At 68.4% G+C, this 8,886-nt stretch carries 8 protein-coding genes and 2 pseudogenes; 7 read left to right on the forward strand and 3 right to left on the reverse strand.

The genetic code is table 11. The annotated features are described in order from the left end of the window. Positions 1-99 precede the first annotated feature (99 nt). Positions 100-1,143 carry an enolase C-terminal domain-like protein gene (locus ACFU8W_RS51380; protein ID WP_384052725.1) on the reverse strand — a complete coding sequence of 348 codons (1,044 nt, stop codon included), beginning with the start codon at positions 1,141-1,143 and terminating at the stop codon, positions 100-102. Positions 1,144-1,553: 410 nt separating this feature from the next. On the opposite strand from ACFU8W_RS51380, the gene ACFU8W_RS51385 reads away from it, so the two are divergent. The 3 genes and pseudogenes from ACFU8W_RS51385 to ACFU8W_RS51395 all read left to right on the forward strand — a co-directional run bounded on the left by ACFU8W_RS51385 (position 1,554) and on the right by ACFU8W_RS51395 (position 3,552). After that, complete coding sequence (locus ACFU8W_RS51385) at positions 1,554-1,895, forward strand: hypothetical protein (RefSeq protein WP_384052726.1); 342 nt, start codon at positions 1,554-1,556, stop codon at positions 1,893-1,895. 127 nt (positions 1,896-2,022) lie between these two features. After that, positions 2,023-3,003, forward strand: a pseudogene (locus tag ACFU8W_RS51390) (beta-galactosidase family protein); the annotation flags it as partial. 90 nt (positions 3,004-3,093) lie between these two features. Next, on the forward strand, positions 3,094-3,552 hold the full coding sequence (locus ACFU8W_RS51395) for a hypothetical protein (protein WP_384052731.1): 459 nt from the start codon (positions 3,094-3,096) through the stop codon (positions 3,550-3,552). Here the strand turns inward: ACFU8W_RS51395 and tnpA are convergent. Then, a complete protein-coding gene (tnpA, locus tag ACFU8W_RS51400; protein ID WP_384052727.1) occupies positions 3,515-3,943 on the reverse strand; it encodes an IS200/IS605 family transposase in 429 nt (142 codons plus the stop codon). The two genes, ACFU8W_RS51395 and tnpA, sit on opposite strands and share 38 nt — an antisense overlap. 49 nt (positions 3,944-3,992) lie before the next feature. On the opposite strand from tnpA, the gene ACFU8W_RS51405 reads away from it, so the two are divergent. Together ACFU8W_RS51405 and ACFU8W_RS51410 are read left to right on the forward strand one after the other, a co-directional pair. Further along, positions 3,993-5,192, forward strand: a complete 1,200-nt coding sequence (locus ACFU8W_RS51405; protein WP_384052728.1) for an RNA-guided endonuclease InsQ/TnpB family protein — start codon at positions 3,993-3,995, stop codon at positions 5,190-5,192. 38 nt (positions 5,193-5,230) lie between these two features. Further along, the gene (locus ACFU8W_RS51410) at positions 5,231-5,626 is read left to right on the forward strand and encodes a hypothetical protein (protein ID WP_384052729.1); all 396 of its coding nucleotides are present in this window, start codon (positions 5,231-5,233) and stop codon (positions 5,624-5,626) included. 28 nt (positions 5,627-5,654) lie between these two features. Here ACFU8W_RS51410 and ACFU8W_RS51415 read toward each other — a convergent pair whose 3' ends face one another. Next, on the reverse strand, positions 5,655-6,824 hold the full coding sequence (locus ACFU8W_RS51415) for a Gfo/Idh/MocA family protein (RefSeq protein WP_376667033.1): 1,170 nt from the start codon (positions 6,822-6,824) through the stop codon (positions 5,655-5,657). A 335-nt stretch (positions 6,825-7,159) separates the two neighbouring features. Here ACFU8W_RS51415 and ACFU8W_RS51420 point away from each other — a divergent pair, with 335 nt between their 5' ends. Together ACFU8W_RS51420 and ACFU8W_RS51425 are read left to right on the forward strand one after the other, a co-directional pair. Next, entirely contained in the window at positions 7,160-7,939 is a 780-nt protein-coding gene (locus tag ACFU8W_RS51420) for a FadR/GntR family transcriptional regulator (protein WP_384052730.1), read from the forward strand. A 597-nt stretch (positions 7,940-8,536) separates the two neighbouring features. After that, positions 8,537-8,785 (forward strand): annotated as a pseudogene (locus tag ACFU8W_RS51425) (helix-turn-helix domain-containing protein); the annotation flags it as partial. Between the last annotated feature and the right edge of the window lie 101 nt (positions 8,786-8,886).

Genomic DNA, 8,886 nt, shown 5'->3' on the forward strand with positions numbered 1-8,886 from the left:
GCCTACCACCCCCTCCTTTCGGGGGCCGGCGGGGGCCTGGGGGGGGGGCCGCGGCGGCGCCCGCCCCTCCTGTCCCTGCCTGCCGGCCGTGGGCGAACGTCACCAGCCGGGCTGGTCGAACCCGATGCCGGGTGCCGTCGGGGCCAGGACCAGCCCGTCGGCACCCACCGAAGGCTCGCGCACCACAGGATTGGTGTACACCAGGGACTCGTAGTACGTGGTGTTAGGTATCGCCATGCACAGATGCGCGTTGACCACCCCGCTGCCGTGCACCTCGGCCCGCAGCTGGTAGCTCTCGGCCAGATGCGCGATGCGCAGAGCCCCGGTGATCCCGCCCTTGTACTGCGCGCTGGTACGCACCCGGCCCGCCGCGCCCGCCATGATGAAGTCGCCGGCGTTGAAGTGCGCGCCGTCGGAGGTCTCCGCGACCAGTAGCGGAACGTCGACCTGTTCGGCCAGCCAACGGTAGGAGGTCACGCTGAACTCGCGCATCGGCTCCTCGTACCACAGGTAGCCGGCTTCGCCGATCGCGCGGCCGAGATACACCGAGTCCGCGAGGTCGAACCCGGCCGAGCCGTCGTACATGAGGGGAACCTCGTCGCCGACGTGCGCCCGCAGCCTCTGGCACAACTCCGCGTCCGCCTTCACGTCGCCCCAGCCGTGCAGCTTGATGCCGATGTACCCCAACTCCAGGCATTGGTCGGCCACGTCGAGGTACTCCTTCACACTGCCGAAGGTGACCGTACTCGCGTAGGCGGGAATGGCCTCGCGATACCCGCCAAGCAGCCGGTGCACCGGCTGCCCGGCCGCCTTGCCCGCCAGGTCCCACAACGCCACGTCGACCAGGCCGAGGGCATAGATGGGCAACTCCTCAATGCGGTCCAGCTCCCACAGCCGCTGCCACAGCAACTCGCGCATCAGCGGGTCGCGGCCGGTCAGATCCGCGCGGATGCGACGGTCGACCAGGTCGGAGACGATCAGCCCGCGCCTCGTGTGGGCCTCGCCCACGAGTCCTTCGTCGGTATGGATGCGCAGGATCCCGCCCACCACCGTCGGCTCTGAACCGGGCAGCCCGGCCCTCCACCGGAAGGGCGGTTGGGCGGGCAGGTCGAGCATTTCCACAGTCACATCGGTGATTCGCATGGATGTCCTTCACGGCTTGAGGTCTGGGGAGTCAGGCCAGGCGTGAGTGTCAGGCAGTGCATCTCATTGCCGAGTTCCCCCTCGTGGGATCGCTGTACAGCATGGTCCGAGCGGAACATGTTTCCGATACATACTGCGATCACGGTTCAGTGAATCACATCCAAACCGTTGACGCCAGGATCCGGTAACCCCAGACTCTTGTCCGTTGCGGCGAGGCCTTCTCTCGGTAGTGAGGTCAAGTCCTCCCTGGTTGCGTAGACGTTGAGTCCTCGTATGCGTGACGGCCGCCAGGGAATATCCGTGCGGTCCCGTGTTTGCGATTCGGGCATGTATCGGATCTATGCCCTTCCTGGGTTGTGCGTACGGCACCGACCGGTTCCACCACGGCATCACCGACGAAAGGAGCGGGGATGGCTGCGACGCGAGCCGCGCCCGAGCAGGCGCACCACGACACTCACCACGGCCCACGCGCCAAACTGAGCGCGGGCTGGTCCTTCCTGCTGCGCCGCCTGGGCTTCTACCTGGTGACCTCGTCGGCGGCCGTCACCCTGAACTTCCTGATCCCGCGCTTCATGCCGGGCAGCCCCGCAGTCGCGCTGCTGAAGCACCTTCAGCAGACCACCGGACAGGCGCCGAACGCGACGCCGGTGCAGGCGGTGCGGGTTCTACGGGAACCCCCGGCAGAACCTCCTCCAGCAGTACCCGGAGGTACTGGAACAGCCTGGCGCACTTCGACTTCGGGCTCTCGGTGAGCCACTACCCGACCCCGGTCTGGGATGACCTTGCAGCACCTGCTTTCGGCCTCCTGAGAACCCGGTGGGGCGGGCGGCGGACCGCCCACCGCCCGCCCCACCGCCACATGACTTTTGGGGAACAGTTGTGACCAACCCTCGTCCCGCCACCGAGCTGACCGCCATCGATCGTTGCTTTCTGCGCGACGGCCACCCCCACCAGATCATCTCTGCGGCCATCCACTACTTCCGGGTCCACCCCGAACTGTGGGAGGACCGGCTGCGGCGCCTGCGGGCCATGGGCGTCAACACCGTCGAGACGTACATCGCCTGGAACCTGCACCAGCCGACGCCCGACCGGACGGACTTCTCCGGTCCGGCCGACATCACCCGCTTCGTCCGCACTGCCGCGCGGCTCGACCTGGACGTGATCCTGCGACCCGGCCCCTATATCTGCGCCGAGTGGGAGTTCGGCGGGCTGCCGGCCTGGCTCCTCGCCGACCCCGCGCCGCGGCTGCGCCGCACCGAAGAACGGTATCTGGCCGCTGCGGACGCCTGGTTCGACAAGTTGATCCCGGTGCTGCGCCCGCACCTCGCCAGTCAGGGCGGGCCGGTGGTCGCGATGCAGATCGAGAACGAGTACGGCAGTTACGGAATCGACCCCGCCTACCTCGACCATCTGCGCAGGGCCCTGATTCGGCGCGGGGTGGACTGCTTCCTGTTCACCGCCGACGGCGCCGCCGACGGCGTGCTGCGCGGCGGAGTACTGCCCGGCACGCTCGCCACCGCGACCTTCGGCTCACACCCCAAGGAGGCGCTCACCACCCTACGCCGCCACCAGCCGGACGGACCGCTGATGTGCTCCGCGTACTGGCACGGCCGGTTCGACCACTGGGGCGAGCAGCGCCACGTCCGCGACCCGCACGAGGCCGCCGCGGAACTGGACTGGATGCTGGCCCACGGCGCTTCGGTGAACCTCTACATGGGGCACGGCCGCACCAACTTCGGCTGATGGAACGGAGCCAACCGCGACGAGTCCGCGTACCGGCCCACCACCACGAGTTACGACTATGACGCACCAGTCGGCGAAGCGGGGGAGCTGACCGCGAAGTTCCACGCCTTCCGTGAGGTCATCGAGCGCTACCGAGGTCCGATCGGACACGACGTACCTGCGCCGCCGGACCGGCTCGCCCCGCAGACGGTGCGCACGAACGGCACCGTGGGGCTGCTGGACTCGCTGGACGCACTGTCCATCCCGGTGCACCGGCTCTCGCCCGAGCCGATGGAGGCGCTGGGCCAGTCGCTCGGGATGATTCATTACCGCACAAGGTTGGGCGGCCCGTTCCCCGACGCGACCCTGCGCGTGCACGGCCTCGCCGACCGTGCTCAGGTGTTCCTGGACGGCGAGCCGCTCGGACTCGTGGAGCGCGACAGCCCGCTGGACGCGCTGCCGATCGACCTTCCCGAGGCCGGTGCCCGACTCGACCTCCTGGTGGAGAACATGGGGCGGATCAACTACGGCCCATCCCTCTTCTTCGGAGGGAATCCCCGCCTTCGGGCGGGGAGGGAGTCCGGTCCTGAACCCTGCGGCGCGGAGCGCCGCGGTTTCGCTTCGGAGTGCCTCGCTCGCGGAGCCGCGTTCAGTCGGGCCGTTTCTGGTTTTCGATGTAGTCCTTGACCGCGTGGAGGGGTGTGCCGCCGCATGACCCCGCGAAGTAGGAGCCGGACCAGAAGCGGCCGGGCATGACGGCCTGGTTGACGTGGCCGGTGAACTCCTGCCTCAGACGGCGCGAGGACACGCCCTTCAAACTGTTGACCAGGTTCGACAGGGCGACTTTCGGCGGGTAATGCACGAGCAGGTGCACGTGGTCTTCTTCGCCGTTGAACTCGATCAGGTCTGCCTCGAAGTCCTCGCAGACTTTTCGCATGATCTCTTCGCAGCGTGTCAGCATCTCGTCGTCGAAGACATCCCGCCGGTACCTGGTGACGAACACCAAATGCGCGTGGAGGCGGTGGACGACGTGACGGCCGCGCCATACGTCGGGGTTTGGTTCCCAACGTGGTGACATGAACCAATGCTACGGTCAAGGTCGATTCGAGCCGGAGGGGGTGGGCTGAATGATCCGTGCGTACAAGTTCCTCATGCGGCCCACCGTGGGCCAGCAGATCGCGCTCGGCGAGATGCTGCGTGATCACTGCTCGCTCTACAACGGCGCGTTGCAGGAGCGCCGTGACGCCTACCGGCACACCTCGAAGACGACGGTCCGGTACGGGCAGCAGTCCGCGCAGCTCAAGGAGATCCGGGCGTTCGACCCCGAGCGTCAGGGCCGTTGGTCGTTCTCCAGCCAGCAGGCGACGCTGCGGCGTCTGGACAAGGCGTTCGCGGCGTTCTTCCGCCGGGTCAAGGCCGGTGAGAAGCCGGGGTATCCGCGCTTTCGTGGACTTGGCCGGTTCGACACGGTGGAGTTCCCCAAGGACGGCGATGGCTGCCGGTGGGATGCCACCGGGCACGACCCGGTGGTCCGCGTTCGTCTGCAGGGTGTCGGGCACGTCAAGGTGCACCAGCACCGGCCCGTGGTCGGCCAGGTCAAGACCGTCTCGGTCAAGCGTGAGGGCAAGCGCTGGTATGTGATCCTGACCGCCGAGCGGCCACAGCCCGAACCACTGCCCAGGACTGGCAGCGTGGTCGGTATCGACCTGGGCATTGCCAACTTCCTCGCCGACTCGAACGGCGGGTTCGTGCCCAACCCGCGTCACGGGCGAAGGGCCGCAGCGAAGCTCGAAGCAGCTCAGCAGGCACTCGGCAGGTGCAAGCGCGGAAGCAGGCGCCGCCGCAAGGCGGTAGAGGCCGTGGCATGTCTGCACCGCAAGGTGCGGTGCCGGCGGCTCGACCACGCCCACAAGACCGCGCTGGCCCTGGTCCGTGAGCACGATGTCATCGCGCACGAAGACCTCAAGATCCGCAACATGAGCAGGGCCCCCGAACCGAAGCCCGACCCCGACAAGCCGGGCAGCTTCCTGCCCAACGGGGCGGCGGCCAAGGCCGGGCTGAACCGCTCGATATCGGATGCCGGATGGGGGGTGTTCCTCGCGATCCTGAACGCAAAGGCTGAGAGCGCCGGGCGGGAAGTCATCGCCGTGGACCCCCGCAACACCTCCCGGAGATGCCCCGAATGCGGGCACACCGCCAAGGAGAACCGGCCCACACAAGAGAAGTTCCACTGCGTCTCGTGCGGCCACAGCGCGCACGCGGACACCGTCGGTGCTCTCAACGTCCTACGGGCCGGGCTGGTCCGTCGCGAAGCCCAACCGGCATAGCGAGAAGCCACCCCGTCCACGGGATGGAGGAGTCACGGATGGAGGACCGCAAGGGCATCAGCGGCGGAGTGCGGATCGACGGCCAGTATCAGTTCGACTGGGAGATCCGCCCCCTGCTGCTGACCGGTACGGATCTGACCGCGCTGCGGTTCGGGGCCGCACAGGCCGTCGAGGGCCCGGCGTTCCACCGGGCCGAGGTGGAGATCCCGGCCCCGGCCGACGGTTTCCTTGCCCTGCCAGGATGGACCAAGGGCCAGGTCTGGCTCAACGGATTCGCCCTCGGCCGGTACTGGGACCGCGGCCCGCAGCGCACGCTGTACGCCCCGGCCCCGGTCTGGCGGGCCGGGCGCAACGAACTGGTGATCCTCGAACTGCACCGCCCCGGTGAGCGGGTCGAGATCCTGGACACGGCGGATCTGGGCCCGACCGGCTGAGCTGCTGCTGCCCGGCCGGGCTACTGACTCAGCGCTGGCCGTGCGTGAAGTACGCGGCGACGTCCGGTGCCACGGGGGCGATGTCTACGGGCCTGCCCCCGTCCCGCAGCGACATCGTCGCCGCGTACCCGGCGGCCACCGCCTCGCGGGCCGCCACCGGCGAGGTGACGGTCGCCCCGCCCTCCCGCACGAACCGCAGGAACTCCGCGGCCAGGACCGGATCGGCACCCCCGTGCGTGCCCGCCGGGGTGTGGACGGGCACGACCTGGTCGGCCTCGGCGCGGTAGTCGGAGCGGCGGTTCCACACGCGGACCTCAGCTCCCTCCGAGTCGCCGAAGTTCTCCAGGCGCCCCTCGGTGCCGATCACCGTGTAGTTGCGCCAGTAGTCCGGTGTGTAGTGGCACTGCTGGTAACTGGCGAGGACGCCGTTGTCCAACTGCATCTGCATCATGCTCAGGTCCTCCACGTCCACCACCGGGTTGAGGCCGGTCAGGCTGAGCGGGGGCCAGTTGTCCACCGACAGCCAGTCGGTCATCCGCTGGCCCGTGCGCTCGCCGCGCGACGTGATGTCCCCGTAGACGGTCAGCCCGCCCATCGCGTTCACGCGCCGGGTGTACCCGCCAGCCAGCCAGTGGATGACGTCGATGTCGTGGGCGCCCTTCTGGAGCAGCAGGCCGGTGGTGTTGCGGCGGTCGGCATGCCAGTCCTTGAAGTAGAAGTCCCCTCCGTGGCCGACGAAATGACGGCACCAGACGGCCTTCACCTCGCCGATCGCCCCGCTCTCGATCAGCTCGCGCATGGCCACCACGACGGGCATGTGCCGCATGTTGTGGCCCACATAGAGCCGGGTCCGGTGTGCGCGGGCCGCGCCCAGCAGCCGGTCGCAGCCCTCGACGGTGATCGCCATCGGTTTGTCGAGGAACACCGGGACACCGGCTTCGAGGAAGTCCAGGCCGATCTGCTCGTGAGTGTGGTCGGGGGTGAGTACGAAGACGCCGTCGAGCTTTGCATCGAGCAGCTCGCGGTGGTCCAGGGCGGTCCGCACCCCGGTGCCGAAGCGCTCCTCAGCGCGCGCGAGCAGCCCGGGATCGCGGTCGCAGACGGCGGCCAGCACGGAGCCCGCGCCGGGCCGGTGGACCAACTCCGCCAAGTCGCTCCGGATGCCCATGCCGATGAGACCGAGCCTGATGTCATCCAACGAGCTGTCCTTTCAAGGGAGTTCAACCGTTATGGTTGCTGCTGGTGAGGGGCGACCGGGGACCGGCAGGAAGGGCCACGAGCGGAGCTCTGAAGTAGCGTTCATTCAATCCGTTTGCCCTACGATGACCAGGGATAAGTCTGATGTATGCCGTGGTCGCTGGGGCGGGCCGTGCGATCGAGTCGAGGAAGAGTCTGGAGGTTGCCGGATTCTGGCGTCAAGAGTGTGCGTGTGATTCACTGGGTATGGCTTACGTGATATATCTGAAACATGTGGTCGGCGTCGAGACTGAGAGGCTCGGTCGGTGGCCTCAAGTGGGAAGCGAGGGAGAGCTGTTGACCGTCTCAGAGAAGACCTCTGCGTCTGCGTCCGTGCCGGCGGGTATGGAGAGCGGCTACCGCCCGGGGTACGAGGTCGCAGCCGAGCGCATCCTTGAGTACGTCGTCCGGACGGGGCTGCAGCCCGGCGACCGGCTGCCCACCGAGAAGGACCTCGCCGACGAGGTGGAGATGAGCAGGACCGTGGTGCGGGAGGCGGTGAAGATCCTCTCGGCCCTGGGTCGGCTGTCCGTGCAGAAGGGGCGCGGCATCTATGTGTCCATGCCCGAGCAGTCCTCCTGGCAGCAGTCCCTCGCCAACTTCCTGCCCGCGGACCTGAGGCAGGTCGACGAACTCTTCGAGTTCCGGCGCCATCTGGAGACCACTACGGCGAACCTGGCGGCGCAGCGAGCCACTCCGGCACAGGTGAAGGTGGTACGGGAAGCCGCTCAGGAGTCCACGCGCGCGGCGCAGGAGGGCGACATCCATGCCTTCACGCTCGCCGACGAGATCTTCCACACGGGGATCGCGGCGGCTGGGGCCAACATGTTCTTCGCCTCCACCGTCGATGCCGTGCGGCGCCTGCAGCGCCAGGTCATGACCATAGGGATGGCCGGCGTCGCAGGCGGATCCCTGCAGGTGGCCGCCGCCCAGCACGAGGCCATCGCCGAGGCCATCGCCGCCGGCGAGGCCGGCCGGGCCGAGGCGCTCATGGCCGAACACATCGACATGACCGCCCAGCAGTTCCAACAGGAGATCTGGCGTCGCGTCGTACCCGGGGACGACACCCACGCCTGAGTCGGGGACGTGCGGCGGGACACGGCCACAGCCGCCTGGGCGGCCGTGAATGGTTCGCGGCGCCCAGGGGGGGCATCGGGTGGGTCTCCTGGGGTGGTGGGGACGGCCGGATCCGCGCTGCGGCGTCTCGCAGGGAGGCGCGGCCGGGATCGGCCAGGCCGAGCCGATCACCGGCTGGCGAAATCCCGGAAGACCAGTCATCAGGACGGACCCCCGCGACCCGGCTGGTCCGCTCAGGACTCTCACGCGTCAACCGCGGCCACAAGGGTATCGAGGCCCCCACCAGATCCCCGCGCAGCCCGTATCTCTCCCAGTTCCGTATGAGGGTGACATTCACCGAGGCGGTCATCTGAGGGGACCAGCAGGGGCGAATTGCGAGGAATCGTCAATAGTCGCTCACTCCTTGTTGGCCCCAACGTTAGGCCGCTGACGAACTGGCGCTGGAGGGCGAAGCTGTGGCCGGGCTCCGCGGCGTGAAGGTCAAGGTGGGCAGGCCGTCTCCGGCCGAGGACGCCGAGCGGCTCGCGGCCGTCCGCGCGGCCGTGGGCCCGACCTCTTGGCGGCAGGAGCCGACATCCACGAGGAGTACCGTGCCAGGTGCTGCGTCGCCTCCGACTTCTGGTACGTCCGGACACGGTGCTGCGGTGGCACCACAACCTGGTGAAGCGGTGACACGCTCGCATCCGCAGCCGCAAGCGGCCCGGACGGCCGCGTACCGTCCGCTCGATCCGGGCGCTGGTCCTGCGCCTGGCACGCGAGAACAGCGGCTGGGGCTACCGCCGTATCCACGGGGAACTGGCCATTCGCGGAAACCTGGTCGCCCCGCCCACCGTCTGGGAGATCGTGTGTCACGAACGCGGAAGGGGGCACTGTCGCGTTGACTGACCGGGTGGGATGATCTTCTGGTTGGTCATGCTGGGAAGGGGACGTCCGTGGACAGCGCGCCG

The organism is Streptomyces sp. NPDC057565, assembly GCF_042801455.1.
Classification (GTDB): domain Bacteria; phylum Actinomycetota; class Actinomycetes; order Streptomycetales; family Streptomycetaceae; genus Streptomyces; species Streptomyces yanii.

Excerpts from the sequence above, each read along its gene's own strand:
- ACFU8W_RS51405 (WP_384052728.1), top strand. The coding sequence starts at position 3,993 with ATGATCCGTGCGTACAAGTTCCTCATGCGGCCCACCGTGGGCCAGCAG.
- ACFU8W_RS51410 (WP_384052729.1), top strand. The coding sequence starts at position 5,231 with ATGGAGGACCGCAAGGGCATCAGCGGCGGAGTGCGGATCGACGGCCAG.
- ACFU8W_RS51385 (WP_384052726.1), top strand. The coding sequence starts at position 1,554 with ATGGCTGCGACGCGAGCCGCGCCCGAGCAGGCGCACCACGACACTCAC.
- ACFU8W_RS51380 (WP_384052725.1), bottom strand. The coding sequence starts at position 1,143 with ATGCGAATCACCGATGTGACTGTGGAAATGCTCGACCTGCCCGCCCAA.
- tnpA (WP_384052727.1), bottom strand. The coding sequence starts at position 3,943 with ATGTCACCACGTTGGGAACCAAACCCCGACGTATGGCGCGGCCGTCAC.